The sequence below is a fragment of the Ghiorsea bivora genome, from assembly GCF_000744415.1.
GTDB lineage: Bacteria > Pseudomonadota > Zetaproteobacteria > Mariprofundales > Mariprofundaceae > Ghiorsea > Ghiorsea bivora.
On record NZ_JQLW01000001.1, the window covers coordinates 45,631 to 71,950 of the forward strand.

Below are 26,320 nucleotides of genomic sequence, written 5' to 3' on the forward strand. Positions count from 1 at the left end.
ATTAAAGGGTGTAATGCGGATACAGTCTTTTGTTCTCTCGCATAAACACAACCATATCTTCAATCATTTGATTATAATCAGGAACCAAGTTTTGCAGAAGCTTTCTGCTATCTAGGAAGCTTTTGTTCACATGTTTTCCCTCAACGGGTAGCACTTCCACTTTATGCCCCGTATGCTTCTTAAATAGCAACAAAAGTTCATACTTATTAATGGGGTGACCATTGGTTAGATGGTATAAACCTGACACATCATCACTGATGGCTTGCACAACAACTTGCGCCAAAGTTATTGTTGTTACACCTGACCATATAGCCTGAGTATACCCATGAAGCGTACCCTGCTGCTTGAGAAAGAAGTCAAACAAGCTTGTACCATCATTTTTTAATTCAGGACCAATAATTGAAGTGCGAATCGTTAAGTGTTGATCGCTGATGACCTCACCCAAAGCTTTGGAACGCGCATAATTATCATCGCCATCACGAAATGATGACTCTGTATATGCACCTGTTTTACCTGAAAACACACAGTCCGTACTAATATGAATAAGTTTAAAACCTTCTTGGCCACCAAGCTCTGCCAAAAAGTGAGGCAGGTAGCTATTCAATAAAATTGCAGTTGTGATGTTTTCTTGCGCTTGGGCAACAAGCACCCCTACACAGTTCACAATATAGTCTGGTTTCAACTTTAGAATATAGGCTTTTAACGCTGGGAAATCAGAAACATCTAAAACTTCATCAACAAAAGCACCCTCTTGTCGCGCAACACCAAACACTTTAAACTCTCTTTGCTTGCGTAAAGTATGAACCATCACATGCCCTGCCATACCCATGGAGCCTAAAACCAAAACTTTTTTGCCCATCTTAATTTTTCTGCCAAACTGTACGATTGATATAATCCGTGTAAGAAAGAATAATTCTTACAATTTTTTTCGATACATTATCCACATCATAGTCAGCAACCACTTTCATCGGTCTATGAGTATCATCATGCTGTTTTGTAACCACTTCAATTGCCTGCAACACCCTTTCCTTCTTCAAGCCCGACATAATTAACGTGCCTTCATCCATGCCTTCAGGTCGCTCATGCGCTTGGCGAATGGTAATCGCAGGGATATTGAGAAGAGATCCCTCTTCGGCAATCGTACCACTATCGGAAATCACACAAAATGCTTCCATTTGAAGTTTGTTGTATTCATGAAAACCATAAGGCTTAGAAAAACGAACCAATGGGTTGGTCGATGTATAATTCATCATTTCAAGCTTTTTGCGTGTCCTAGGATGCGTAGAAACAATAATGGGCATTTGATAAACATGGCTCATCTCATCAATCGACTCTAATAAGTCTGAAAAATTGCTCTCCGAATCAACGTTTTCCTCTCTATGAACACTCATCAGAATGTACTGCTTAGGCTCTAATCCTTCTTTTTCTAAAATATCCGAAGCCAATATTTTATCCATATTTGCATTCAAGACTTCCAACATGGATGAACCTGTTTTGATAATCGTTTCAGGGCGTATTCCCTCGGCAATCAAATAGTCTCTAGCCTGCTCAGAAAGCGGCATATTAATATCACTTAAATGATCAACAATTTTCCGATTAATCTCTTCAGGAACCCTTTGATCAAAACAACGGTTTCCAGCTTCCATATGAAAAATAGGCACTTTTCTTTTCTTGGCTGGAATCACAGATAAACAACTGTTGGTATCCCCATACACCAAAATTGCATCTGGTTTTTCCGCAACAATAACCGCATCTGCTTTAGCAATAATGTCACCGATTGTTTCTGATGCTGTGCCCTTCATGGCTTCAAGAAAAAAATCTGGTTTACGCACACCCAACTGCTCAAAGAAAATTTCATTCAGTTCATAATCATAATTCTGGCCTGTATGTACGATGATATGCTGAGTGAACTTATCAAGCTCTTTTATCACTTCACTAAGCTTAATAATTTCAGGTCTTGTGCCTACGATCGTCATTACTTTTAGCATGTTTTTGTCCTATAAAACTTGAAAATCTCTGAGGTCACTTTGAATTTCTCGTAAATTCAGGAGCATTTCACTCAATTCATTTGCTGACAACTGTCTTGTATTATGCGAGTGGTATTCGTGTGCTTGGGTCACAACCTCTTCACCTTCTTCAAAGAACTTGGCATAATTCAAGTCTCTTACATCTGCAGGGATACGATAATAGTCACCCATATCTTCAGCAGCAACCATTTCCTCTCGGCTCAACAACGCCTCATATAATTTCTCACCATGACGCGTGCCAATAATACTGATGGGATGGTCGGGGTGTCCTAATAATTTTGTGAGTGCTTTCGCCAATAAACCCACTGTGGCGGCAGGTGCTTTTTGCACAAAAATATCACCACTATTACCATGTTCAAATGCAAACAGTACCAACTCAACCGCTTGATCCAGCGTCATCATAAAACGTGTCATCGCTGGGTCTGTAATGGTTATATCTTTACCCTGCCTAACTTGATCAATAAACAAGGGAATGACTGACCCTCTTGATGCCATCACGTTACCATAGCGCGTAATCGCAATCATCGTATCCTGCTCATCAAGATTACGCGATTTAGCTACAGCAACCTTTTCCATCATCGCCTTGGATACACCCATAGCATTAATCGGGTAAACCGCCTTGTCTGTACTTAATACAATCACTTTCTTCACATTCGCAGCAATCGCACAGTTCAGCACATTCTCTGTGCCAATCACATTGGTTTTTACAGCCTGCATCGGGTAAAATTCGCATGAAGGAACCTGCTTGAGAGCTGCAGCATGAAACACATAATCTACACCACGCACCGCATCAGCAATAGAGTTCACATCACGCACATCACCAATATAGAACTTTAACTTCGAGTTGTTGTACTTTTTTCGCATATCATCCTGTTTTTTCTCATCACGAGAAAAAATGCGGATTTCCTTTACTTCAGTTTCTAAAAATCGCCGAAGCACAGCATTGCCAAAAGAGCCCGTTCCACCTGTTATTAATAATGTTTTATTCTTAAACATTTATACCTCACTACAAACCTTTTCGCATAAGTCTCTATGTTTCTGCGCTGAAATAGTCCAAGTATAGTTCATTTGAATAAAACTTTTAGCTTTAAGTCCCATTTCACCCAGCATGTTTGCATTTCCCATTAATGTATTCATCGCTTCAGCCAAGGCCTCACTGGTTACAGGAACCTCTAGTGCCCCTCCTGCATCAACCAATTCTGAAAAGCCACATTCATTTGTCATAACAACAGGAGTTGCACATATAGCTGCCTCAAGTGCCACAATAGACATGGCCTCTAGCCTTGATGGAACGACTAAAATGCTAGCAGCATGATATAAACCTGATTTATCATTACCTGATACAAAACCTAAAAAATGAACATTCTGACCTAGCCCTGCCCCTTGAGCTGTGCTTTTGATCAATACCTCCATACCACCATCAGGGCCAGCAAACACCAAGTGCCAGTCTGGAAACTGTTTTGCTGTTAATAAAAAAGCATCCATTAAAATATCTGGCCCTTTAATCTCATTCAGCCTGCCAACAAACAATAAAAAAGGAGCTTCCCCCAGCCCATGCTTTGCTCGGATACTCATAGTATCATGATGTTTAAAATCTTCAGGGGAAATACCATTGGGAATTAAGGCTAGTTTATGGTTATCCACACCCAGCTTGTAAAATAACTTTATTTCATCTTTGGGGATTGCAATCACCGCATCAGCATGTTTTAAGATAGCATTACCTACCAAAGCATTATAGGCTCTCTTGAAAAAACCAGACCTTCCAAAAATATGTAATGCACCAGCTGGACAAAACAAATAAGGTCTCCCCACAAGTTTATTCACCCAATAAACCAATGCATTTAAAAGTGTCCAATGTCCAATAATAACAACCGCATCTGCCCACTTAATACTTCGATATATCTTACCAAAATACGGTGCTGGGACATACCAACGCTTATTCATACATGGTAGTAAAATATATTGTTTATCTTTGAAAACTTCTTCATCATTCAGGTTTGCAGTGGTGCTCAATACTTTGGCTTCCGTATGGGGAAGTTTTTGCAGCTCTTTGGCCAACTGTCGCGTGCGTTCAACAGTTCCTCCACCTAAAACTGCATCCACAGACATATTCACAATCAATATTTTCATAGCTTATTTAATGCTTTGCCACATACATCTGAAATAGCTTTTTCTAACCCTAGTGAGAACATAAAACCTGCACTTCTAAGCTTCTTTTCTGAAAAGCGTACTCGCCCATGTAAACTTTTACCCTGCTTACATTGGCGCACAAAGTGTGAAATCATATTGGGTAAAGCAAACAGTATCTTTGCCCCCAGATTCCCTTGCATTGAACAGCATAGGTTATATACACCCAATACAGTATTTCTCGTATCATCATCATAAGATACAAAGAAAACCTCAGGCTTCATTAACCTTTTATCCATAAAATATAACCCTGCCTCCGCCACATCTTTTGCATGCACCAAGTGCGCACCCTCATAACCTTTCATAAAAACAGAAAGCTTATCTTTGAGCGAGTGATTCTGAGCATAACTCAACACGCCAGGCTTGTGTACATCAAACACATTGGCTGGACGCAAGACGCATACATTCATTGCTAAATCAGCATTCAGAACCAACTGCTCCGCCTCAAACTTACTTCGTTCATAGGCATTATTTGGCTCACATATTGTTTCTTCATCCACAATCAAGTCACTCGTTGGGCCAACAACACCCGCAGAACTTAGATAGCAAAAGTATTGAATTGTAGAAACAGCCTTCATTGCTTCTAATAATATGTGCGTTCCCTTCACATTCACATCAAACATTTTAGTTTCATCATTAATTTCTGCGGCACAATGAAAAACAACATCAGCATCTTGCAACATCTTCTCCAAAATATTCGCTTCACTCAAACTACCTTTAAAGCACTCCACACTTTCAAGTACAAAAGCCGTGTTTCTAGTTAAAACCCGTACAAGGTACCCCATCTTTAGTAATCGCTGCGTAATATGTAAGCCAATCATTCCTGAGGCACCTGTAATACAAGCTATTTTACCATTACCTCCTTCGTTTTTCATTAGAACTGAAAACCACCTGTATCATCAACATACCTTTATTTACCACCAACCCATTTTTCTTAATTTAAAAGCGAGCGTTCTCCATAGCCTTGAAGGGGAAGAAATATAAGTTCGTAACATTATGAAAAAAACTTGAATAAACTTTCCTTTTGCCAGCAGTAGCTTAGCTCTTTCTACGTCTAATTGATTGCGCCTTCCTTTTTTTATCGACTGCTCATAGCCTGCATATTCGGTTTCTAAAATATCGAATGTTCTTTGCAGGTCTTCATAGCAACGCCAACTATCATTGGTTACATTCTGTGAGTGTCGTCTATAACTTGCATAAACACCTTGAATATAACCAAACTCTTTATTTTCACCACGAAGGCAGTCAATCCATAACATATAATCAGAAACTGATGGTAAACGCTCATCAAAGCCTTTGCTTGGTATACTCTCTGCTCGCACCATAATGGATGTTGCACCATATGGAACACCATTCTCAATAAGCCAACTTGCCCCTTTCCCCGATGGCAAACTAGGGAGAAGCAAGTGGCTAGGTGAGCCATCTTCGTAGAAAACTTCAACTTGGTGTCCACACAGCACCCGCGTGTCATCTTCTTCCATCCAAGCAACTTGGGCAGTTATCTTCCCAGGAAGAAGAACATCATCCCCTCCTTGGAATGCTACATACTTACCTTCACATAAACGAAGCCCCCTATTGCTGTTTCCCGTGATACCTAAATTGGGCTCTCCAACAATGGCAATCAAACGTCCTTTGTATCTCTCGGCATAACTTAAAATAATATCAGGGGTACGGTCTGTAGACCCATCATCAGCAACGACCACTTCAAGATTTTCATAATCCTGCTCCAAAGCACTTTTCAAGGCTTCTTCGATAAAAGCCTCTTGGTTAAAACTTATGATGAGTATCGAGACTAAAGGTTTTGACACTTATGATTTCCTCACAAACTGTACCAATTTAAATAATAGTGGTACTCTATAATACAAGAATGTACTCAAAACCCGCTTAAACCACAATACTCCGTCTTTAGAAAAACCTTTCCTGTATAATATTCTAAATAACAATAAAAATACTTGGTTATATGACACATTCAATACTTCTAACTGGCTTTCATGAGTTTCTTCGTGCAATTGCAATATTGTCTTTGCCCATTCAACATCACCTTCCGTTAAATAGCCCGCAGCGTAGGCTACTTGAATATCTTTCCTCCAATTTTGGTACATAACCAAGTCAAACTTAATGACTTCTTTACCCAAATCCTTCAATGCTTTCCCAGACACATTTTTTCTTTGTGCCCAAAAGGATATATTTTTCCCGTGATCCCTATATTGCACCAACGGTTCATCTATATATGCAACCTTACCCAAAAGCGCACAGCGAAAAGGGATACTTGCATCTTCACCCAAGATATTGACTGGTATTGGCCCAAAAACTTCACATATTTTTCTGTCCCAAGCAAAGCTGCAACCCCATGCGCCATGCCCTCCCAAAGCAACCATATCTTTCCAACTTGTAAGGTGCTTATACCCTTGATGCATAAACAGACCACAAGGCCTTCCCCTAGAATCAATAACTTCTGCATTTGAAAATATACCAACAGCTCCGTGTTCCCATTCTTCAACAATGCGCTCTACCCTGTTGGGCATAGAAATATCATCGCCAGATGCAATCACCACCAAACGCCCCGTACACTTCTTTGTAGCTTGGTTTATATGTGCGTTGATACCCATATTAACCGTTTGAGAAATGACTTTAACAGGCACGATGCTTTCCACTTCCAAACATGCCTCTATTTGTTGAAATGTTTTATCAGGTGAGCTGTCATCTGAAATAACAACCTCAAGGTTTTGAAAATTCTGATTCAGAGCTGAGTTTAATGCACTTTCAATATATTTCTCATGATTATAAGTAATCAGGCATAAGGATACCTCTGGCGTAACATGACTATGCTGTTTTTCAAACTGCATATAATTATATTTCACCAGCTTCTTAATATCTAAATTTAATACACCTGCCCAGTTCTTTTTTAAAAACAAACATGACTTTAAGCTATCCAGTTTATCTTGGCCCAAAGGTTTATGCTCAATAGCATCACTAAAGGATCTATCATTTAACCAAAACAAAAACTTTTTATATATTGAATAAAGACGTTTAAATTGCTTCAGTCTATGCAGGCTAGATTTTCCAAATAGTAACGACTTAAGTGCTTGGAAATTTTCAAGCAACGAAACTTTCCTACTAAGTTTTCCTGATTCACCTCGAACGCCCTTATTTTGTTCTTTTACAAAAAAATGCTCTTGAATAAACGACTGTTCTAACCCAAAGAATTCCGAAATACCCTTAATATACTGATCTCGATCCTGCTTTATATCCTCAAATAATAAGGCACTTAAGTCAGGAAATAACATTCTCAAGTGTGTAAGAAACCTATCTAAACATACAATGTCAAAATCTTGGTTAGATGGGTTAGTCAGCACTGCCAAAGCAAACTTTTCAAGTGAATCCAAGCTCTTCATATGTACAAAGGTTGTTGGATAAAGTTCAATGTAATACGAATAAAAGAAATCAACAGGCGACCGTAGTGAAATAAGGACCTTCACATCAAAGGGGCTTAATATTCTCTTAAGGTTCTCTAACCTAACATAATGAAACCCATGCGTTAATGAAAGAGACTCTTCACTAATAACATTCAGCTTACCCACATCCAAACTGCGTTCAAGCTTCTTACGTAAAGCCACAACCTTATTCTCACTTAATGGTGATTCGCCCAGTTGTGAAAAAATGGATTCAAAGGGGTAAAAATAGCCCTTCTCAAATATCACCCCTGATCTACCAAGAAAATTAATGTCTCCATTTTCATGAGCTGCATGAAGCACATTTTTTTGTAAACTGGTTGTTGCAGTCTTTGGTAAACCAATATGTAGCGCTATCCGATATGCTTTCATACCGTTCTATCTCTATACTTAGCGTCACTTTTAAAGTAATAACGCATTATAATAACAAGCCATATCAAATTCACGCTGTATGTTACAACATACGCATAAGTCACTCCAATCAAACCCCATTGGTCTACACATACATACGTCGAAAATACAAACAGCACATTGATTATGATTTCCTTAATAATATATATTGTTGTTAGCCCTTTTGCCAAAAGCACAAAACCCATAAGAAAACAGCCAATTTTTATAACATCCCCAACAAGCTGCCAAAAAAATAACTCCCTCATCGCAGAGAATGCATCCGTAAATAGTAAGGCAACAATCCAATCTCTTAATAAAAAAATAACCAATGATGACACAATGACAAAAGGCATAATCAATTTGTAACCATACTTCATTTCAGCAAGCAAATCGTTTTTATCTGCTAGCGATGAGAGCTTAGGTAAATAATAAACGGATAACGTCATGGTTATCACCAACAGATATGCTTCCGACACCCTCCACAACCCTGTCCATAGTCCCGCTCCTTCAATGGAGACTGACTCTCCCAAATAGATTCGTATAAAAATATGCGCTAAAGGCACACTGACGGCAGTTGTTAATGCCATCAAAGCAAACTTTCCTAAACGACGAGAACTCTCGCTGTCTACACTTTCCCAAAGCCAACCCCAAGAAAAAAAAAGCACTTTAGATAAGTACCATATTGAAAGAATTAAAACAAAAACAGGCGTTAGCAAAAGGCCTGCAACAGCTCCTGATGCCCCCCACTCAGGAATTAAAAAAAGAGCCAGCCCTATCCCTAGGAGACTACTTATCACACCAATTAACGTTAAGTATCGAATCTCCCCAAGACCGTTAAGTGCCGATACAAACAATAAACCTAATGCCGCAGGAACAAGGCTTACAGATAACCCCTGCAACCAGGTTTCATACTCACTTGTACTAAATAAAAGCTCTGACAAATTGCTGGAAAATACAAACACTAAGATTGAAAGTGGAAGCAACAGCAAACAAACTAACTTGACTGCTGTTGCAAAAATATATTTACACCTAGCAGCATCCTTTTTAAATTCTGCCAAGTATTTTATAAGACCTTGCCCGAAGCCTGCCGTTGCTATGCCCACCAAAGAAGCCTGAATATTTTGAAACTGCCCCACAAGCGCAATTGCCGAAGCTCCGCCATAAACAGCAAGCAACTTATTCACCACTAAACCAAACGATATTTTAAAAACTGTAGCAACGAAGGATAATACCGATGTCTTAATGAGCGTCATAAACTAAAAGCTTCCCTAATCCACACAGACATCATTCATAATTCCCCCAAGCCATTACACCTGCAAACATCTCTTCAACCTGAGATACCTCAGCCTCCGATAAATCTTTTTCAAGCCACCTTAGCGAAGCTGCTGTAATATCACTACCGTAATTCACAGATGAAAAAAGATTTGCTTTATCAAACTCAAAAGAACGCTTTGAATAAGGGTTGTCCATGTCTACTTTACAACCTGTAAAGTGTGCCAGCTCATAAGCACCCTCATTACTCTTAATAAAAGAAGTGAATCTTGTTTTATCAGGGTATGTCTTTATTTTATGACATAAAGAAATAATACGCGTAAGGTATATACACTCTGGCAACATCGGGTACGCCTCCTCACCCTGAAGTAGACCTGAGATTAAAGTAGTACCACTTCTTGGTAGGCCAGCAACAAATACAATATCCATTATGACCTCCTAAGCAGAGCCTCTAACACTTGAAACAAACGAAAAGGAACAACCCATTTTGCAAAAGCTTTGAGCTTATATACAATAGCCCTTGCTTTTATAAAAGTCATCTTACTCTCAGCTTTATTATCACCCTCCACGGACAACACCTTCACTCTAGGCTCCCACATTTTAATAACATTATATGGAAGGAACCACTGACTTGAACTGTAAAGCCTTGCCTCAATAAGCATTGCTCTCGTAATTTTCTCAGCCTCACCAGTAATATCTGAGCTACTAACCCATCTACCACCTCGGAACTGAAGGTATGACACTGATCCGCTTAGACTACTATCAAGCCGAACTCCTGCCTCATCACAATAAGACTTCGCTCTATGCTCAAAAGTTATACCCTTGTCTTTAATCAACTGATTGCACTGTTCAACAATTGCCCTTCGCTCACTTTCATGCTCGAGGAAGTAGGCAACCAACTCGCGTAGCTCTGTAGCATTCTTATACATAGGGACGGGCATATCTTGACCAAATAACACGAACAGCTCAGAGTCTTTGTGGTACTCTGTAATAAGTAATGCACTTGATGCCATAATATCATATACACGATATGGCATCCCTGCTCCTGCCTGATGATGAGGGATATTCAAGGCTATCCTAGAACGCTGATAAAGCTTGATAAGCTTATCTCGGCTATCAATAAACTCATCAAATTGAAAACTTTGTAAAAGCCTCATTGAAAACTGGCTAACCTGCACCCAGTTGGATGTACCAAATAATTTCAAACCCATATCAACCACTGCATCTAAATAATGAACGCGCTTATTTAAAGCATGCACATTAGAAATTTGCATACGCAAAAACTCAGAATCTACACCCAACTCTTTACATAATACCTCAATATCATGGCTATAACTAAGCTTTTCAAAATTTATATGGAAATTATTTTTGATATCATCACTAAGCTTAAGAAAGGTCGACCTTAGTCTGGGAGCATTCTTCAAGTCTGATAAAATATTGGTGATTAAGTCCGCATAAAAATAAGTACCTACAAAACTAACTGAAATATCCTTTTCAACACCACAATAACGCACAAAAGCCGAAGGGTCTGTTGCGAAAGGAAGATATGACACCTTACCTTTCAAAATAGGGTGTTGCTGCTCAAAGCTTTTAACACTTTCTAGTGTAGGTACAAACACATAATCTCTATCACAAAACAATGGATAACCTAAACCGCCCTGATGGTAAAATGGAACCAAATCAACCATTCTAGTAATAATAGGGCACTCAGTTTGCGACATAATCTCTTGTGTGATGCCGCCACGGTTTGTTGTGAATATAAATAGCGGGTTTAAATAATTAATAAAATCAACCAGCTTATTTATATTAACCCCAACGCCTATATGCGTTGATGCTAGACTAGGAACAAGATCATTTGTGCGTATAACATGCACATTTAAACCGATACTCTCAAACCCTTTCACTACTGAAACCATATAAGGGTCAAACTCACCATCAGCTTGATATGTATGAATAAAAGCGATGATACTAAGAGGCTTACTTACCTGTTCAATCATGATTCTAAGAGGTGTTTCAATCCCATTGTCTCCACTCTTTCTAACAAGGCTTCATAATTAGAAACAGTAGACTTCATATCTTTTATCATTATAGAGTACTCAGACTCTTTTGGAAGTTCAAAGTCTACTCCGATAAACTCAAACAACTCTCGAAGAAACGTATTACGATTCTGTAAAAAGTCTTCATATGAAACCGACAGTAAATCAAAGCCAACTTTCCTCAGCATATCTTTTTCTTTTTCAACCAAAACTAACTCAGACCGCACTCTCATTTCAAAATCATCCAAGTCTATTTCAAAATTCTCACTCACATGTTGGAAGTTCTTCCTGTTATAAACGCCTCTTTTTGATGCCACGATACCCGACAGCACCTTTCTTACAACATTCTTCCTTTCCAAGTATACAACTACATATCCACCTTCATATAAGACCTCTGAAAGCTTTGGCCAGTTATCCAAGTGGTTCACTAAAAGTTTAAATCCAAAAGCGACCTTCCTTTCCATTCCTTTATTTATCGCATTCAATTCTAAATCTCGAAGATAGCTTCTCAAAATGCCCTTTTCTCCAACAAGCCTCAATCTTCTCCAATAAAAGCGTTTCCGGAGAAAACAAAAGATCCTCCATTGCTTTAACCACAGTTCAAATGGAACAAACTTTCGAGTTTTACTTACAGACTCATACGACTCTCCACTTTCTAGAGCCTTCATTAACTCTTTTATACCTTCTAAAGGGATAAAAGGTTCCTGAAGGCAGAGTGCCTTTGTATGTGAATCAATTTCATCAACAATTGCAGTCGAACCTGTCCTTCCCCGAGTAAAAACAATAAACTTTTTACAACTTGTCATGCAAGCATATCTCCCATGCCAAGCTCGTGCACCCTAGCTGCAAACTCGGTGTAATTCTCAACAACCTCATGGATAGGTTTATTAATCATTTTTGAATAATCCGATTGAGTTGGTAGCCTATACTCAACCCCAAGAAACTCAAAAACAGGTGTAAAAAAAGCTTCTCTATCTGCAACAAAGTCTTCATAACTGACTTCTAGAAGAGGAAACCCTGCACTCTTGAGCATTTTCTTCTCTGTCTGAACACCCTCTACCGTACATTGAACCTTAAGTATAAAGTCATCCAAATCTATAGTGTAAGTCTCTTCCGGCACAACAAAGTCTTTGCGGTTGTAAACACCGCGTTGTTCAGCCACAACGCCAGATAGAACCTTATTCACAACGTTCTTTCTTTCCAAATAAAGCACTTGGTAATCACCCTGACGTAGCTTTTCTAAAATACCAGGGTGTGCATCAACATGATTTGTTAATGCTTTAAACCCAACTGCAGTCGCCCCCTGCTCCTTACCATATTGCTCTATAGCATCTAGATAATCTAACATTATCTGCCCGAAACGTTTAAACTTACCTGAACGCCTGTATACATCCATAGGAAAGGAAAAAACTTTCTTATACTGCAAACGAAACACCTCAAAAGGCACCAAAGGATAAGGGCTATCAACGTGCTCCAAGAAATTTTCAGCATACTTTTCATGAGCATCCATCAATATCGGAGCATTCACCTTTGGAATAAAAAGCTCTTGTAAACAGGCTATTTCAGGGTGCTTATTTAACTCATCAATAATAGCAGTAGAACCTGTTCTCCCCTGCGTAAACATAAAAAACTTTTCCATTCTTACCTCAATTAAACGTTAATTAACTTATGGTAAAATTCATAACCTTCATCAATTGAGGTATCTTTTACTATTTTACCATGATCCATCACCACCATTCTATTGCATACATCTCTAATAATGGATTCTTGGTGTGAAACCATGAGTACAATTTTACAGTTATCGATCATCTCTTCCATTTTTGCCTTTGCCTTTTTCACAAAAGCCACGTCACCTGTCGCAAAGACCTCATCTAAAAGCAGTATTTCAGGGTTTAAAAATGATGCCACGCTAAAACCCAGCCTACTTCTCATCCCAGATGATAAACTGATCATGGGCTGATCAGAAAAATTGCCCAATTCAGAGAATGCTAGAATATCTCCTTCAAGCTCTTGTACTTTTTCTTTAGGCAAACCTAGGATTGCTCCATTCAGGTAAATATTTTCCCGTACACTCATCGCCATAGAAAAACCAGCACCAAGCTCAAGCAAAGGAATCATCATACCATTCACTTCAATCATACCCTCAGTAGGCGGGTAAATACCAGCGATACACTTGAGGAGTGTAGACTTACCTGCACCATTATGACCAACAATAGCAACCCTCTCTCCTTCTGACGCACTAAAATTAACATGATCTAATGCGAGAAAGCTCTTGGGTCCAACCTGTTCTCTGCGTAATATACGGTTTAAAGTCTCCCTAAATGACGATGCTAAACCTGCATGACGCATAAATGTCACGCTTAAGTTATCAACATTAATACCTACTGCACTACTTTGATTCATAATCATAACCTAAATACGAGTTGCCTGCCCAGGCGCCTATGCATGGCCAAGCCAAGTAAGAACACAACTATCGCTAGACCCAACGGAGCAACCATATAGCCCCAAACAGGAGGGGAAGAGCTATATATTGCTTGATGAAAAAGCCTTACAAATTGAAACATCACATTAAACTCCATGAATACATGGTATTTTTCTGGAACCATCATAATTGGATAAACAATCGGAGTTAGGTAAAATAAACCTTGCACAGCCATTTCTAATATTTGCTTAATATCTCTATAGTAAACAACAAAAAGGCTAAGCAATGAAGCTAACCCAATGCAAAAAAACAATGTAATCACTATTGATACAAACAAGTATAAAAGGTGTGTGTTAATTTCAAAAGAAAAAGCTAGTGCAACAAAGTGCAATGCGACCATTACTAATAAAAAATTCGCAAATTCAACGGCAACAATTACTGTAGGGTAAAGCATCGAGGGCAAGGCAACTTTTGAAATCAGCGCTTTATAGCCAACAACGGCATTGCTACCCATACTAATCGTACTAGAAAGAAGACGAAACACAACTAAACCAGAAAACAAATATACTACATAGTTTTCTACTCTCATCTTCATAATCAGCGGAAAAATTATAGCCATAATCACCATCATCACAACTGGCGTAATCACAGACCACAATACTCCCAGAACCGAGCCTTGATAACGCTCTGATAGCTTCACACGAAACAAGTTTACACCCACATACCGGCTACGCCATAAGTCTCCTATCTCCGCAAGCATTCCTTGAATAAAATTTTCTTTAAACCTCGGGCGGTATACCACAACTTTTCGACTATACATGTACCAACGCCTTCTTAACAACCTCAACCACACGCTCTGCACCTTCAGCAGCTAGGTGTGGCCCCATTGGAATACTAAACACTTGCTCAGCCAGCATTTCACTTACTCGCAAGTGGTGCTTGTAGTTTACATATGCTTTTGTTTTATGGCATGCATGCGGATAATGAATTAATGTCTCCACGCCCTGTTCTCGCATATAACGGCAAACCTGATCACGCTTAGGGTGGCGCAATACAAATAAATGCCAAACATGTTCGGCACCTTGAGCGCATTCGGGTAAGATTAAATCATCACTAATCCCCTGAAATGATGACAAGTAACTCGACGCAACCTGTTGCCGCCGCTTATTCCATTCATCCAGCACCTTCAGCTTTACGCGCAACATTGCAGCCTGTAATTCATCAAGCCTTGAGTTCACACCCTGTACATCATGTTCATACTTAATCTTTGAACCGTAATTGCTTAACATGCGAACCATTTCAGTCAACGTTTTATCAGAGCTGACAACGGCTCCTCCATCACCAAATGCACCAAGATTTTTCCCCGGGTAGAAGCTAAAAGCAGCAGCATCCCCTAAGCTTCCAACACGATGTCCATTGTATCGCGCACCATGTGCTTGCGCTGCATCTTCAATAACCTTCAAACCATGTTTTTTAGCAACCGTATTAATCGCATCCATATCTGCAGGCTGACCATAAAGGTGAACAGCAATAACCGCCTTCGTTTTTTTTGTTATCGCACTCTCAATCAGGCTAGCGTTGATATTGTATGTTATTTCGTCTGGTTCAACAGGTACTGGTATTGCACCTACTTGAGACACTGCCAACCATGTTGCAATAAATGTATGAGAGGGAACAATTACTTCATCTCCTTCGCCAATGTTCATGCCGCGAAGAATCAACACCAGCGCATCTAACCCGTTGCCAACGCCCACACTAAAATTGGAACCGCAGAACGCAGAAAAATCCTTCTCAAAAGAAGATACTTCTGACCCATTCACATACCAGCCCGAAGACATAACATGCTCATATGCACTATTCAACTCAGCCTGCAGTTCAACAAATGGGCTTTTCAAGTCCAAAAATGGTACTTTCATATCCTATTTAAACCCCTAACCTTTCTCGCGCAACAAGCATTTATCAACTAACCTCTAAGCACAAGTTCTTTGCAATATATTTTTTATCACAGCACACCGTACAATTATGTTCATCAAACTGTAATTTCTTTCCACATATACAAACCCAACCGTTCTGAACTGCAGGGTTCCCATAAACCAAAGCATGAGCAGGCACATCCTTGGTCACAACACTACCCGCGCCAACCATAGCAAATGCACCAATAGTAACACCCCCAATAATGGTTGCATTCGCACCTATAGAAGCGTTCTTTTCAATATGCGTATTTAGAAAATGTGCAGGCCTTACTTTTGATCTAGGCAGAAAGTCATTGGTAAACGTGACATTCGGGCCAATAAAAACATCATCTGCAATCCTTAAGCCATCCCAAACCTGAACACCTGACTTAATTGTAACGTTATCCCCAATAGAAACATCATTTTCCACGAGCACAAATGCATTGATATTGCAGTTCTCACCTATCTTAGCTTCTGGGAGAACAACACAATATTGCCAAACATATGTGCCTTTCCCAATGTGCTCACTTTGCACATTTGCCAGAGCATGAATATTAACTTGCTTCTTTGATAAACTCATCATAGTCCCGAATATAATCAGATTCATCATAGTGCTCACTAGCCAACACCATCAATACACAATCTTCACTAAAATCATACATTTCACGCCACATCATATGCTCAATCAATAAGCCGTGGTTTGGTGATGCCAACACCACTTCTTCTTTACGCCGACCATTATCCAGCACAAAGCGACAGCTTCCACTCACACAAACCGCAACTTGCCTTAAGGCTTTATGAGCATGAAATCCTCGTGCAACACCTGGGTTTGTCCCAAAAATATAATATACCCGCTTTATATCGAAGGGAATCTCCTTCCCTGTTTCTAAGGCAACCAAAGATCCCCTGTCATCCCCTAGGACTTGAAAATCTACTATTTGCATCAAGCTCATAGTTTACCTTCAACAAGCGAACTCAAATAGCGTCCATAGCTATTTTTGGATAAGTCTGCAGCCACCCTTTTAACATCTTCATCAGAAAGCCAGCCTTGATGCCACGCAATCTCTTCTAGGCAAGCAATCTTATAACCTTGACGTTTTTCGATTGTTTCAACAAACAATGCAGCTTCCAATAAACTTTCATGTGTACCTGTATCCAACCAAGCAAAACCACGCCCCAAGACCTCAACATGCAAATCCCCTCGCTCCAGATAAGCTTGGTTGACGCATGATATTTCCAACTCCCCCCGAACAGAAGGCTTGACAGACTTTGCTATCTCAACCACTTGGTTATCGTAAAAATAAAGACCTGTTACAGCATAGTTGGACTTGGGGTTTTCAGGTTTTTCTTCAATCGACAGTGCCTTACCCTCAGCATCAAAATCAACTACACCAAACCGTTCAGGGTCTAAAACCTGATAACCAAACACCGTCGCACCAAACTCTCTTTCCGCGGCATCCATAAGCTTAGGGCTAAAGCCTTGTCCCCAGAAAATATTATCACCCAAAACCAAACAAACCGAATCATTACCAATAAAGTCTTCACCAATAATAAAGGCTTGGGCTAGCCCGTCAGGACTTTCTTGTACCGCATAACTTAACTGAATACCAAAATATGAGCCATCTCCAAGCAAGTTCATATAACTTTGCTGGTCATGAGGCGTCGTAATCATGAGTACCTCTCGGATACCCGCCAGCATCAAAACAGACAAGGGATAATAAATCATTGGCTTGTCATACACTGGTAACAACTGCTTCGACACACCTTTTGTGACAGGGTAAAGCCTAGTACCTGAACCGCCTGCTAATATAATTCCCTTCATGCCGATTCTCCCAAACGCTCTCCTTGATAGGAACCATCTTGAACATGCTGGCACCATTGCTTATTACTCAAGTACCATTCCACAGTTTTCCTCAGCCCTGACTCAAATGTTTCCTCTGGCTTCCAGCCAAGTTTACGCTCAATTTTGCTCGCATCAATAGCATAACGCATATCATGACCAGGTCTATCCGAGACAAAAGTAATTAAATCTGTGTATTGGTACACGCCTTTAGGTTTATGTGGTGCCAGCTCTTCGAGCAGCTCGCAAATCAACCGAACCACTTCAATATTTTTCTTTTCATTGTGCCCACCAATATTATATGTTTCCCCTATCTCACCTTGCCCAGCAACTAACGCAAGAGCCCGAGCATGATCCTCAACATAAAGCCAATCTCTAATTTGTTCTCCTTGGCCGTAAACAGGCAGAGGTTTGCCTTCAAGCGCATTTAAGATAACCAAAGGGATAAGCTTCTCTGGAAAATGATATGGCCCATAGTTGTTTGAACAGTTCGTTACCAATGTTGGAAGCCCATAAGTTCGTTGCCAAGCTCGCACAAGGTGATCAGAGCTTGCCTTGCTCGCCGAATATGGTGAACTTGGCGCATAAGGCGTATCCTCGGTAAAGAAACTATCCAGTCCTTCAAGGTCACCATATACTTCATCAGTTGAGATGTGATGGAAACGAAACCTTTCTTTCTTTTGAGCATCAAGCGTTAACCAATATTCTCTGGTAGCTTCAAGCAATGTATATGTACCAATAATATTAGTTTGAACAAACGCTCCAGGACCATCAATTGATCGGTCAACATGAGACTCCGCAGCAAGGTGCATAATGATATCTGGTTGGTACTGCTTAAATATTCGTCGGACTTCCAAACCATCGCATATATCATACTTCTCAAAATGATACCGTGAGCTGCCAGCAACTTCTGCAATTGACTCTATATTCCCAGCATATGTTAATTTATCAATATTCACCACTGAGTAGTTCGTATTACTTATCAAGTGCCTAATCAATGCAGACCCAATAAAACCTGCACCGCCAGTCACTGCAATCATTTTTCCCATATAGTCCAACCTCTTACGCCTTTGAGCCAATACCCTTCGACCCAATTACTACTTCACGACAAATAACTTTCACTAAACATCCTAAATAAAAAAATAGGCGCACATCCGTTCGCCTGCTCCAAAAGTCCAACGCTACTAAAGCTTTCCACTCTCTTCAAAATAAGCAATTCAAGATTCAAACCAACAAACTCATCAAGAAATCATTTTATTAACTCTTAGGTAGTCAATCACTTGATCGGCACACTCTTCAATACTGTTAGCTACGGTATTCAGCACAACCTCAGGGCACTCTGGCACTTCGTACTCAGAATCAATACCTGTAAAGTTCTTGATTTCACCTTTGCGTGCTTTTTTATATAAACCCTTTGGGTCTCTACGCTCACACTCTTCTAATGCGGTTTCCATATATACTTCAATAAACTCATGGTTTTGCACCAAACTTCTCACCATTCTTCTATCCGACTTGAAGGGTGAAATAAATGCTGTCATCACCAATAAACCAGCATCCACCATCAATTTTGAAAGCTCACCAATCCGGCGAATATTTTCAACCCTATCTTCATCGGAAAAGCCCAAATCTTTATTCAGCCCATGACGCACATTATCTCCATCCAATAAGTATGTATGATAGCCTGACTCAAAAAGCTTTTGCTCCACAGCGCTGGCAATGGTTGATTTCCCTGAGCCGCTCAACCCCGTAAACCATAAAATGCATGGGCGCTGTTGCTTTTGTTTCGCCCTATCATCTTTGGTGATATGGTGCATATGCCAGATGACATTCTCTGAACTCATCATATCCAACCCCTCTCCGTATCTACTGGAAAAATCATAATCGCCATACCGTAAAACCTGCCTGTGTAAGTTTATGTTTAGCAAAAGCCGATTTCACATCTAAAAACGGCATACCTTGTTTGCCTTTTTTTGCCAAAGCCTCAATATTTATGCGCATAACTTCATCATGCGGAACTGCTGCCACAACAGCCTGCACAGCATCAAGCTCATTCAACTGAACCAATTCAATATCATATATCTTTTTCACTTCATCAGCATCTGCCACAGGGTCAAACACTTGCACATTTACACCAAAAGACTGCAACTCTTCAATCACATCAATCACCCGAGAATTACGAATATCCTCGCAGTTTTCTTTAAATGTAATGCCAAGCACCAACACCTTGGCACCTTTGATTTTACAATCTGCATCAATCATTTTTTTGATGGTCACGCCCGCAATAAACTTACCCATACCATCATTGATTTGTCGCCCTGCCAAAATCACATCGGGCTGGTAACCCATCATTTCGGCTTTATAGGTCAAATAATAAGGATCAACACCAATACAGTGTCCGCCAACCAAACCCGGTTTAAAAGGTAAAAAATTCCACTTACTGCCTGCCGCATCCAACACATCTTGGGTATCAATGTCCATTTTATCAAAAATGACAGCAAGCTCATTCATCAAGGCAATATTTAAATCGCGCTGGGTATTTTCAATCACCTTTGCGGCTTCTGCGACTTTAATGGTTGGAGCGCGATACACACCTGCTTCAATGACTTGCTCATACAGCTGTGCAACTTGCTCTAAAGTGTGTTCATCTTGCCCTGAAACGACCTTCACAATGGTCTCAAGCCTATGCACTTTATCACCAGGGTTCACCCGCTCAGGAGAGTAACCAACTTTAAAACCCTCCCCGCACTTCAACCCAGATTCTTTTTCCAAAATAGGAACACACACATCTTCCGTCACCCCAGGGTAGACTGTAGATTCAAAAATCACAATTGTCCCTTGTTTAAGGTTTTGACCCACCATGGCCGTTGCATTTTTTACTGCTGTTAAATCAGGTTGATGCGCCCTATCTACGGGTGTAGGCACTGCAACAACCACAAACGCTGCCTGCTTAATATCTTTAGCATTGGTCGAATAACTAAGGTATTCTGCTTGGGAAAACAACACCTTATCCATTTCCCCTGTTGGGTCATAACCCTGCTGGTACGCCTTGATTTTATCATGCGATATTTCGAAACCTACAGTGTTCATCACCCGACCAAAAGCCAGCGCCAAAGGAAGCCCTACATAACCCAAACCTACAACCGCAACAGTCTTTCCCTGCATGACACCATCCCACTCTCAATGTACTTCAAAAATAAAACAGGCGGGCATTGCCCGCCTGTTTAACTTACTGCTTTTTAAGTTAATGCTTTTGATCCACCGTTAAACCATCAGCAATTTTTTGTAACTTCTTATCACCAACACCTTTAACAGCTGTTAATCCAGCCACACTAGAAAAATTACCATGTTCTGTTCTGTAGGCAACAATAGCCGCTGCAGTTTTCGGACCAACACCCTTAACCATTTCCAATTGTGCTGCCGTTGCAGTATTCACATTGACCATATCCCCAGCATATACTTCACCAGCCAACATCATTGACATTAAAAACATCAAAACAACCATTATTTTTTTCATTATCATCTCCCCTTCCCTCTTTATCTAGACAAAGCATAAACGATTGTTATCTAGCGTCAAGCCATCAATAAGGCTCAAGTTAAGGGACTTGTCGGGCGTTGCCAACTGACTTGCCCATCGGATTCAATGGCTACCCGCATCACAAGCCCTAGGGCTACCAGCATACTTAATAGCGCAGATCCACCATAACTAATAAAGGGTAAAGGCACGCCAACCACAGGCAACATGCCTGAAACCATACCAATATTCACAAAAACATATAATGTAAAGATAGATGCTATACCCACACATGCTAAACCTGCAAAACGGCTATGCGCACGAAGTGCAATGGTTAATATTCGTGTTATCAAAACCCCATACAACAAAAACAATACCGATGATGCCATCAGCCCACCTTCCTCTGCCAACACGGCAAAAATAAAATCGGTGTGTTGCTCTGGTAAAAAGTGTAACCGTGACTGACTTCCTTCAAGATAACCCTTACCAAAAATGCCCCCTGAACCAATGGCAATAGATGATTGAATCACATGATAACCTTTACCTAAAGGGTCCAACTCGGGGTTAAGAAAACTCAGCACTCTGCCCTTTTGATAGTCCAACATATTGTGCCACAAAACATAGAGTGCGATAGGGCTAACTGCCACTAGACCTAAAAACCACTTCCAAGGGAAACCTGCCATCAAAATAATCGCTGAAGCCGCCAAACACAACACTAACGCTGTACCTAAATCAGGCTGAATCACAATCAAACCTGCTGGCACCCCCACAAACATTAAAGCAGCGCCAAGCGCTCTCAAAGATGATGCTTCACGCATCGCAAACCAATAAGCCAAAAGTAAGACCAGCGCCCACTTCATCAACTCTGATGGTTGAATATTGGCAAAACCCAAGTTAATCCAACGCCTTGCCCCCATTTGCACATCCCCCACAAAGGGTACCAACATCAGCATCAACAAAGCGAACAAATATACAGGCCATACCAACATACCCACCATACGAATCGGAATAAAACACATCGCTGTAAATGCCCCAATACCAAGCAGCCAGTATACCCCCTGCTTATACCAAATGGATAAATCTCCAGCATGCACAGCCCCATATAACGTTGCCATCCCAATCACGGCAAGAGACAGTAAACACAAAAGTAACACACGGTCTAAGCGCTGAAATATATTCATGGGCTAACCTGCTCATGAATAACACGCTGTTTTTCTGCCCAAGCATCGATAACCGCACGTGCGACAGGCGCCGCAGAACTGCCACCATGCCCGCCATGCTCTACAAATACTGCTATTGCAATTTCAGGGTTTTCAAAAGGCGCATAACCCATAAACCAGGCGTGATCTTGATGATTCGCCGCATCCGATGATGTTCTTGCTTCATCATTTGCCATCATCACCACTTGTGCCGTACCCGTTTTGCCTGCAACCGTCCATTTTGCGCGCGATAATGCGCGGTGAGCCGTGCCTCTCGGGTCTGCAACCACATCACGCATCGCCTGACGCACTATTTTTAAATGACTTGCTTTAATATCTAGTGTTCGCACAACATGTATCGGTTTATTCTTCTCCACCAAAGGTCGTAAAATCTTACCACCATTAGCAATAGCAGCCGCAAACCTTGCCATCTGTATAGGTGTTACTGTCACTGCACCTTGTCCAATAGCTGTAATCATCGTTTCTCCACGGTACCAGCTTCTTCTCCCCATACCAGGTCGCTCTTTGGGCAAAAGACCTTTAGATTCAGGTGGCAAATGAATACCGGTTCGTTCTCCAAACCCCCACATCTTGGCTTCTTGGGTTAACCGACTCATACCCAGTGCATCACCCATTTCATAAAAATATACATCACAAGAGTGAACAAGTGCATCATGCATATCAACATGACCATGCCCTTGTTTCTTCCAGCAGCGAATTTTGCGGTCGGCAAGCTCAATATAACCTGGGCATTGGGTTGAGCCCCTTGCCAATTTTAAACCTTGGGCTAAACCTGCAAAGCTCGGTATCATCTTAAAAGTCGACCCGGGTGGATACGCAGCTTGCGTTGTGCGGTTTAAAAGCGGGCGCTGCACATCATTCAGCCATGCATTCCACTGTGCTGTTTCAAGCCCCGTTATAAACTTATTACTATCATATCCAGGCTGACTCAATAACGTTAATACTTCTCCAGTATGAACATCCATCACCACCACAGCACCCGTTCGTTTGCCCAATGCTTTGGCAGCTACATTTTGCAATTCCACATCTAAGCTTAGCTGAATATTCTCACCTGTAATGGGAGCAATTGTCTTTAATAACGCTACCCGCCGACCTTTGGCATCCACTTCTTCATGCCTATAACCCAAATGACCATGCAACCGTTTCTCAAAAATACGCTCAAGGCCACTGCGTCCAACATATTCCATACGCAAGTATCCTTCTTTAATGTCCACATCTCGAACCAGAGATAAATAACCTACCATGTGTGATGTTTGTATCGCATGCGGATAATAGCGATGGGTACCTGCCACCACATCCACGCCAGAAAACTTGTGTAAACGCGCCGCAAGTGGTGCAACGGTTGACCATGTCAATTGGTCCATGAGCAAAACAGCCCTGTCAGAACGTGCGCGATGAACGCGTTTCTGCATGCGTTGAATTTGTTTGTCTGACCAACCTAACAATTGTTGCAGTGAAGAAAAAACTGATGTTAAATTTTCCACACGCTCGGGAACCAAGGTGATTTTATACGATACTTCATTAACAGCCAGACCTTGTCCAAACCTATCCATCATAATACCACGCGTTGGTAATACTGGAGAAATATGAATTCGATTATCTTCAGACTGTGTAAAATGTTTTGAGTATTGTACCCACTGCAATTGAATCATTCGCCCCAACAACAACAGCATTAGGCAGACGAGCAACACCATAAATATGTAAATGCGTTGATCATAACGCTGGCGAACCTCAAGCTGGTTCCACATAGACCTTCTCTCTGCTTGATGAAAACACAAACCACAACCAAACACTTAAACTTAAGGTAAGAAATAAACTGAAATCATCCAGACCTGTCAACCACAAGGCATAAATATGCAACACCAGTGCAGCCCATCGCTGTGGTTGACCCGGCCCGATTTTCTTGTCTGTATAAAAAATAAGAATTGCTGAAAGAATCGTAAAGGGGAACACCCCCCATACCGACCAATATAAAAATAAATCATGCAGACCTACACTTGGCAAAAGCCAAATCCAGGTTTGTGGTTTACTTAGCAACACCGCCAGCAATAATGCCAAACTCCAATCTGGCTGGCTCCAATCACCTGAGAAAGCCATTGTACATATCAGACCTACAAACGCACTCAGCAAGACTGATGGTATAAGCATCTTCTCAGTGTTCATGATGTTTACTTGCAATGGCCAACCACGCATCACGTTGCCAATATGCAACAGGGCTGGCAATCACTTCAACAAATACCCCACCAGCTACAGCTTTTACCTTTTCAACCACAGCAACAGGTAAACCTACGGGGAAAACACCGCCTGCACCACTCGCCACCAAGAGGTCACCAACATTCGGGGCCTTGGCTCTTGGTATAAAATCAACAAGCAGATGCTCACCGTCACCACGCACTAAACCTGCCATCTGAGTACCCGCCTTGGTTACAGGTACAGCAATGGATGCATCAAGAATAGTGCGCACCACAGCATATTCTGCATCCACTTCATCAACCAGCCCCACCAAACCTTCATGGGACACCACAATATCATCTTTATGTATACCCGATGCCTGCACCATCAAACGCCGACTTTTTTCTTCTTGGCTGCGACTCACCACGGGTACAACCTGCCAAATATAACCATCAAGTTGAGTAACCTTTAATAAACGCCTTAGCTGCTTATTTTCTGCTTTAACCGTCGCTAAGATTTGGCGCAGGGATGCTTGTTTATCAACTTTTTCTTGTAAATTTAACACCCGTTGTTGTAACGCGCTAGACGAATCAAACCACAATGATAAATCATGCAACCAACGCACAGGGGTTTGCACCATATGAATCAACGGTGCTGCCGCAATATTAAGTTTTTGACCAACGGGGAATTGAAACGATAAAACCACAATGCATAAAAACGCAACTGCCCACCAAAAGTGGGCAACTTTATATTTTATACGAAAGTTTTCATTCATTCTTCAAATAAAACGCCACGCATTTTATCGAGTTCCTCAAGCACTCTGCCACTGCCTAAAACAACGCAATGCAAAGGGTTTTCTGCAACTGTAACGGGCAAGCCTGTTTCATCACGTAACAGTGTATCTAAACCTGTAAGTAAAGCACCGCCACCTGTAAGCACAATACCCTTGTCTACAATATCAGCAGACAATTCAGGTGGTGTTTGCTCCAAACATATTTTGACACCTTCTACGATAGAATTCACTGGTTCAATCAAGGCTTCTAAAATATCAGAGTCATCTAATAATAAGTTTTTAGGTACACCATTAATTAAGTCTCTACCCTTCACATTCATTTCGCAGCGTGTTTCTTGCGCACACGCACTACCCAATGTCATCTTAATACGCTCTGCTGTTGGCGCCCCCACAAGTAAACTGTACTTACGGCGCAAGTGATTGATAATCGCATCATCAAACTTATCACCACCGACACGAACGGATTTAGAATACACAATGCCGCCATAACTAATCACTGCAATTTCAGCTGTACCACCGCCAATATCCACCACCATCGATCCATTAGCTTCAGTCACAGGTAAATCTGCACCAATCGCCGCAGCCATCGGCTCTTCAATCAAAAACACTTGGCGGGCACCGGCTGACAAGGCTGATTCACGAATGGCGCGACGTTCAACAGGCGTTGAACCATAAGGCACACAAATCACAATACGTGGTGCAATGCCCCATGAACGTTTATGCACTTTGCGAATAAATTGTTTAAGCATTTCTTCGGTAACAACAAAATCTGCAATCACACCATCTTTAAGTGGACGGATTGCACGAATCGAATCAGGTGTACGACCAAGCATACGTTTGGCATCTTCACCTACTGCCAAAACACGACGGTTTTTTGGGCCGCCACCTTCATAGACGGCAACCACAGATGGTTCATTCAACACAATACCTTCACCACGCACATAAATCAGCGTGTTGGCTGTGCCCAAGTCGATCGATATATCTCTTGAAAACATTCCAAAGAGTTTCTGAATCATGTTTCACCTCACCAACTTTACAATGCCGCA

27 protein-coding genes are annotated in these 26,320 nt (G+C 41.0%); all 27 read right to left on the reverse strand.

Going from position 1 to position 26,320, the window contains the following annotated elements; genetic code table 11:
• Position 1: 1 nt before the first annotated feature.
• The 27 genes from DM09_RS00245 to DM09_RS00375 all read right to left on the reverse strand — a co-directional run bounded on the left by DM09_RS00245 (position 2) and on the right by DM09_RS00375 (position 26,290).
• Entirely contained in the window at positions 2–859 is an 858-nt protein-coding gene (locus DM09_RS00245; protein ID WP_038246551.1) for a dTDP-4-dehydrorhamnose reductase family protein, read from the reverse strand.
• A 1-nt stretch (position 860) separates the two neighbouring features.
• Positions 861–1,988, reverse strand: coding sequence for a non-hydrolyzing UDP-N-acetylglucosamine 2-epimerase (gene wecB, locus DM09_RS00250; protein WP_038246553.1), 1,128 nt, complete (start codon positions 1,986–1,988; stop codon positions 861–863).
• Positions 1,989–1,997: 9 nt separating this feature from the next.
• Positions 1,998–3,023 (reverse strand): polysaccharide biosynthesis protein, encoded by a 1,026-nt coding sequence (locus DM09_RS00255; RefSeq protein WP_038246556.1) that lies wholly within the window; start codon positions 3,021–3,023, stop codon positions 1,998–2,000.
• The gene (locus DM09_RS00260; RefSeq protein WP_038246558.1) at positions 3,024–4,157 is read right to left on the reverse strand and encodes a glycosyltransferase; all 1,134 of its coding nucleotides are present in this window, start codon (positions 4,155–4,157) and stop codon (positions 3,024–3,026) included.
• On the reverse strand, positions 4,154–5,089 hold the full coding sequence (locus DM09_RS00265; protein WP_038246560.1) for an NAD-dependent epimerase/dehydratase family protein: 936 nt from the start codon (positions 5,087–5,089) through the stop codon (positions 4,154–4,156). The genes DM09_RS00260 and DM09_RS00265 overlap by 4 nt, the downstream gene beginning before the upstream one ends.
• A 39-nt stretch (positions 5,090–5,128) precedes the next feature.
• Positions 5,129–6,022 (reverse strand): glycosyltransferase, encoded by an 894-nt coding sequence (locus tag DM09_RS00270; RefSeq protein ID WP_051937839.1) that lies wholly within the window; start codon positions 6,020–6,022, stop codon positions 5,129–5,131.
• Positions 6,023–8,038, reverse strand: a complete 2,016-nt coding sequence (locus DM09_RS11675; protein ID WP_232507706.1) for a glycosyltransferase — start codon at positions 8,036–8,038, stop codon at positions 6,023–6,025.
• A complete protein-coding gene (locus DM09_RS00280; RefSeq protein WP_038246562.1) occupies positions 8,035–9,309 on the reverse strand; it encodes an O-antigen translocase in 1,275 nt (424 codons plus the stop codon). Before DM09_RS00280 ends, DM09_RS11675 begins: the two co-directional genes overlap by 4 nt.
• Before the next feature lie 31 nt (positions 9,310–9,340).
• Positions 9,341–9,757 carry a sulfotransferase family protein gene (locus DM09_RS00285; protein ID WP_038246565.1) on the reverse strand — a complete coding sequence of 139 codons (417 nt, stop codon included), beginning with the start codon at positions 9,755–9,757 and terminating at the stop codon, positions 9,341–9,343.
• Entirely contained in the window at positions 9,757–11,325 is a 1,569-nt protein-coding gene (locus DM09_RS00290; RefSeq protein ID WP_038246567.1) for a glycosyltransferase family protein, read from the reverse strand. The genes DM09_RS00285 and DM09_RS00290 overlap by 1 nt, the downstream gene beginning before the upstream one ends.
• The gene (locus DM09_RS00295; RefSeq protein ID WP_038246569.1) at positions 11,322–12,170 is read right to left on the reverse strand and encodes a hypothetical protein; all 849 of its coding nucleotides are present in this window, start codon (positions 12,168–12,170) and stop codon (positions 11,322–11,324) included. The genes DM09_RS00290 and DM09_RS00295 overlap by 4 nt, the downstream gene beginning before the upstream one ends.
• Positions 12,167–13,003 carry a sulfotransferase gene (locus tag DM09_RS00300; protein WP_038246571.1) on the reverse strand — a complete coding sequence of 279 codons (837 nt, stop codon included), beginning with the start codon at positions 13,001–13,003 and terminating at the stop codon, positions 12,167–12,169. Before DM09_RS00300 ends, DM09_RS00295 begins: the two co-directional genes overlap by 4 nt.
• A gap of 11 nt (positions 13,004–13,014) precedes the next feature.
• The gene (locus DM09_RS00305) at positions 13,015–13,767 is read right to left on the reverse strand and encodes an ABC transporter ATP-binding protein (RefSeq protein ID WP_038246573.1); all 753 of its coding nucleotides are present in this window, start codon (positions 13,765–13,767) and stop codon (positions 13,015–13,017) included.
• Positions 13,768–13,769: 2 nt separating this feature from the next.
• On the reverse strand, positions 13,770–14,606 hold the full coding sequence (locus DM09_RS00310; protein WP_038246575.1) for an ABC transporter permease: 837 nt from the start codon (positions 14,604–14,606) through the stop codon (positions 13,770–13,772).
• The gene (locus DM09_RS00315) at positions 14,599–15,702 is read right to left on the reverse strand and encodes a DegT/DnrJ/EryC1/StrS family aminotransferase (RefSeq protein WP_038246577.1); all 1,104 of its coding nucleotides are present in this window, start codon (positions 15,700–15,702) and stop codon (positions 14,599–14,601) included. The genes DM09_RS00310 and DM09_RS00315 overlap by 8 nt, the downstream gene beginning before the upstream one ends.
• A gap of 43 nt (positions 15,703–15,745) precedes the next feature.
• On the reverse strand, positions 15,746–16,318 hold the full coding sequence (locus DM09_RS00320) for an acyltransferase (protein WP_038246579.1): 573 nt from the start codon (positions 16,316–16,318) through the stop codon (positions 15,746–15,748).
• On the reverse strand, positions 16,293–16,691 hold the full coding sequence (locus DM09_RS00325) for a sugar 3,4-ketoisomerase (protein ID WP_038246581.1): 399 nt from the start codon (positions 16,689–16,691) through the stop codon (positions 16,293–16,295). Before DM09_RS00325 ends, DM09_RS00320 begins: the two co-directional genes overlap by 26 nt.
• Positions 16,688–17,560, reverse strand: coding sequence for a glucose-1-phosphate thymidylyltransferase RfbA (rfbA, locus tag DM09_RS00330; RefSeq protein WP_038246583.1), 873 nt, complete (start codon positions 17,558–17,560; stop codon positions 16,688–16,690). The genes DM09_RS00325 and rfbA overlap by 4 nt, the downstream gene beginning before the upstream one ends.
• A complete protein-coding gene (gene rfbB / locus DM09_RS00335) occupies positions 17,557–18,627 on the reverse strand; it encodes a dTDP-glucose 4,6-dehydratase (protein WP_038246585.1) in 1,071 nt (356 codons plus the stop codon). The genes rfbA and rfbB overlap by 4 nt, the downstream gene beginning before the upstream one ends.
• A 192-nt stretch (positions 18,628–18,819) precedes the next feature.
• Positions 18,820–19,419: an adenylyl-sulfate kinase gene (cysC, locus tag DM09_RS00340; protein WP_038246630.1), complete on the reverse strand. Its 600-nt coding sequence runs from the start codon at positions 19,417–19,419 to the stop codon at positions 18,820–18,822.
• Positions 19,420–19,453: 34 nt separating this feature from the next.
• Positions 19,454–20,740: a nucleotide sugar dehydrogenase gene (locus tag DM09_RS00345; RefSeq protein ID WP_038246587.1), complete on the reverse strand. Its 1,287-nt coding sequence runs from the start codon at positions 20,738–20,740 to the stop codon at positions 19,454–19,456.
• A 79-nt stretch (positions 20,741–20,819) separates the two neighbouring features.
• Positions 20,820–21,092 carry a ComEA family DNA-binding protein gene (locus DM09_RS00350; RefSeq protein ID WP_051937841.1) on the reverse strand — a complete coding sequence of 91 codons (273 nt, stop codon included), beginning with the start codon at positions 21,090–21,092 and terminating at the stop codon, positions 20,820–20,822.
• 74 nt (positions 21,093–21,166) lie between these two features.
• On the reverse strand, positions 21,167–22,270 hold the full coding sequence (rodA, locus tag DM09_RS00355; protein WP_038246593.1) for a rod shape-determining protein RodA: 1,104 nt from the start codon (positions 22,268–22,270) through the stop codon (positions 21,167–21,169).
• Entirely contained in the window at positions 22,267–24,057 is a 1,791-nt protein-coding gene (gene mrdA / locus DM09_RS00360) for a penicillin-binding protein 2 (RefSeq protein WP_038246595.1), read from the reverse strand. Before mrdA ends, rodA begins: the two co-directional genes overlap by 4 nt.
• On the reverse strand, positions 24,041–24,472 hold the full coding sequence (locus tag DM09_RS00365; RefSeq protein WP_157753569.1) for a hypothetical protein: 432 nt from the start codon (positions 24,470–24,472) through the stop codon (positions 24,041–24,043). The genes mrdA and DM09_RS00365 overlap by 17 nt, the downstream gene beginning before the upstream one ends.
• On the reverse strand, positions 24,462–25,256 hold the full coding sequence (gene mreC / locus DM09_RS00370; protein WP_038246597.1) for a rod shape-determining protein MreC: 795 nt from the start codon (positions 25,254–25,256) through the stop codon (positions 24,462–24,464). The genes DM09_RS00365 and mreC overlap by 11 nt, the downstream gene beginning before the upstream one ends.
• Positions 25,253–26,290, reverse strand: coding sequence for a rod shape-determining protein (locus tag DM09_RS00375; RefSeq protein WP_038246600.1), 1,038 nt, complete (start codon positions 26,288–26,290; stop codon positions 25,253–25,255). Before DM09_RS00375 ends, mreC begins: the two co-directional genes overlap by 4 nt.
• Positions 26,291–26,320 lie beyond the last annotated feature (30 nt).

Excerpts from the sequence above, each read along its gene's own strand:
- DM09_RS00305 (WP_038246573.1), bottom strand. The coding sequence starts at position 13,767 with ATGAATCAAAGTAGTGCAGTAGGTATTAATGTTGATAACTTAAGCGTG.
- DM09_RS00245 (WP_038246551.1), bottom strand. The coding sequence starts at position 859 with ATGGGCAAAAAAGTTTTGGTTTTAGGCTCCATGGGTATGGCAGGGCAT.
- cysC (WP_038246630.1), bottom strand. The coding sequence starts at position 19,419 with ATGAGTTCAGAGAATGTCATCTGGCATATGCACCATATCACCAAAGAT.
- DM09_RS00320 (WP_038246579.1), bottom strand. The coding sequence starts at position 16,318 with ATGAGTTTATCAAAGAAGCAAGTTAATATTCATGCTCTGGCAAATGTG.
- DM09_RS00280 (WP_038246562.1), bottom strand. The coding sequence starts at position 9,309 with ATGACGCTCATTAAGACATCGGTATTATCCTTCGTTGCTACAGTTTTT.
- DM09_RS00265 (WP_038246560.1), bottom strand. The coding sequence starts at position 5,089 with ATGAAAAACGAAGGAGGTAATGGTAAAATAGCTTGTATTACAGGTGCC.
- mrdA (WP_038246595.1), bottom strand. The coding sequence starts at position 24,057 with ATGTGGAACCAGCTTGAGGTTCGCCAGCGTTATGATCAACGCATTTAC.
- rfbA (WP_038246583.1), bottom strand. The coding sequence starts at position 17,560 with ATGAAGGGAATTATATTAGCAGGCGGTTCAGGTACTAGGCTTTACCCT.
- DM09_RS00295 (WP_038246569.1), bottom strand. The coding sequence starts at position 12,170 with ATGACAAGTTGTAAAAAGTTTATTGTTTTTACTCGGGGAAGGACAGGT.
- DM09_RS11675 (WP_232507706.1), bottom strand. The coding sequence starts at position 8,038 with ATGAAAGCATATCGGATAGCGCTACATATTGGTTTACCAAAGACTGCA.
- DM09_RS00260 (WP_038246558.1), bottom strand. The coding sequence starts at position 4,157 with ATGAAAATATTGATTGTGAATATGTCTGTGGATGCAGTTTTAGGTGGA.
- DM09_RS00255 (WP_038246556.1), bottom strand. The coding sequence starts at position 3,023 with ATGTTTAAGAATAAAACATTATTAATAACAGGTGGAACGGGCTCTTTT.
- wecB (WP_038246553.1), bottom strand. The coding sequence starts at position 1,988 with ATGCTAAAAGTAATGACGATCGTAGGCACAAGACCTGAAATTATTAAG.
- DM09_RS00290 (WP_038246567.1), bottom strand. The coding sequence starts at position 11,325 with ATGATTGAACAGGTAAGTAAGCCTCTTAGTATCATCGCTTTTATTCAT.
- rodA (WP_038246593.1), bottom strand. The coding sequence starts at position 22,270 with ATGAATATATTTCAGCGCTTAGACCGTGTGTTACTTTTGTGTTTACTG.
- mreC (WP_038246597.1), bottom strand. The coding sequence starts at position 25,256 with ATGAATGAAAACTTTCGTATAAAATATAAAGTTGCCCACTTTTGGTGG.
- DM09_RS00300 (WP_038246571.1), bottom strand. The coding sequence starts at position 13,003 with ATGGAAAAGTTTTTTATGTTTACGCAGGGGAGAACAGGTTCTACTGCT.
- DM09_RS00325 (WP_038246581.1), bottom strand. The coding sequence starts at position 16,691 with ATGAGCTTGATGCAAATAGTAGATTTTCAAGTCCTAGGGGATGACAGG.
- DM09_RS00285 (WP_038246565.1), bottom strand. The coding sequence starts at position 9,757 with ATGGATATTGTATTTGTTGCTGGCCTACCAAGAAGTGGTACTACTTTA.
- rfbB (WP_038246585.1), bottom strand. The coding sequence starts at position 18,627 with ATGGGAAAAATGATTGCAGTGACTGGCGGTGCAGGTTTTATTGGGTCT.
- DM09_RS00365 (WP_157753569.1), bottom strand. The coding sequence starts at position 24,472 with ATGAACACTGAGAAGATGCTTATACCATCAGTCTTGCTGAGTGCGTTT.
- DM09_RS00350 (WP_051937841.1), bottom strand. The coding sequence starts at position 21,092 with ATGAAAAAAATAATGGTTGTTTTGATGTTTTTAATGTCAATGATGTTG.
- DM09_RS00315 (WP_038246577.1), bottom strand. The coding sequence starts at position 15,702 with ATGAAAGTACCATTTTTGGACTTGAAAAGCCCATTTGTTGAACTGCAG.
- DM09_RS00375 (WP_038246600.1), bottom strand. The coding sequence starts at position 26,290 with ATGATTCAGAAACTCTTTGGAATGTTTTCAAGAGATATATCGATCGAC.
- DM09_RS00310 (WP_038246575.1), bottom strand. The coding sequence starts at position 14,606 with ATGTATAGTCGAAAAGTTGTGGTATACCGCCCGAGGTTTAAAGAAAAT.
- DM09_RS00345 (WP_038246587.1), bottom strand. The coding sequence starts at position 20,740 with ATGCAGGGAAAGACTGTTGCGGTTGTAGGTTTGGGTTATGTAGGGCTT.